This is a genomic window from Aurantimonas sp. 22II-16-19i (assembly GCF_002088275.1).
Lineage (GTDB): Bacteria > Pseudomonadota > Alphaproteobacteria > Rhizobiales > Rhizobiaceae > Jiella.
This window is the reverse complement of the sequence record NZ_AQQS01000091.1, coordinates 1-672: the sequence shown is the minus strand read 5'-3', so window position 1 is coordinate 672 and position 672 is coordinate 1. Positions and strand designations below refer to the sequence as shown.

At 62.2% G+C, this 672-nt stretch carries 1 protein-coding gene; it reads left to right on the top strand.

The annotated features are described in order from the left end of the window. Positions 1-498: 498 nt before the first annotated feature. Positions 499-672 carry a hypothetical protein gene (locus ATO4_RS28030; RefSeq protein ID WP_176223203.1) on the top strand — a complete coding sequence of 58 codons (174 nt, stop codon included), beginning with the start codon at positions 499-501 and terminating at the stop codon, positions 670-672.

Genomic DNA, 672 nt, shown 5'->3' with positions numbered 1-672 from the left:
CTCGGCCGCGACTGTCGCCGCAGAGACCGGGGCGGCCCGCGGCGCGATGTTGAGCATGGCCCTGATGGCGTAGCGCGCGCGTTGTGAAAGCATTGGGCCGGCTTACGCCGTCGAAGATACCGGCGCAAGAAATACTAGCAGGGCATCCCGAGACGGCGTTCCGGCGGATCCGCTTCGACCAGTGCATAGGCGCTGTCCGGGGAGGTGACCGAGCTTATGCATTGCGCCACAGACGACGGCGAGCAGGGCCGACGGAAGCCCTGCAGCAACATCCCGCCGTCGTGAAGGATCAGATCCGCGCCTTTCTGACGCCCGGAAAGGCGACTGAGGAGCTGGGTCAAGAGACGAGCGCCGCGGAGAATGAGCGCATCACGACCGCACAACACCGCCCGCCAGCTCCTCCCGAACTGGCGGCACTCGTCTTACATCGGGCCGTTGCGGAACATATGCTTACCTGCCAAAAAATCGGCGGGGCCTTAGCAAAGCGTGTTGGAAAAGATGACACACACTCAGGTCGTTCAAGGCTCGAATGGTGATTGGACCATCACCCTTCCGGACCAGATCACCCTCACTCAGGTCGGCGGCAACGCCGTCATCACCGATGGCTTCAACACGATCACACTGAATGGTGTCGCCATCGGCGATCTCGACGCGACCGACTTCATCTTCTGA

Bases quoted from the DNA above. Each gene is read 5' to 3' on its own strand.
- ATO4_RS28030 (WP_176223203.1), top strand. From the start codon at position 499: ATGACACACACTCAGGTCGTTCAAGGCTCGAATGGTGATTGGACCATC.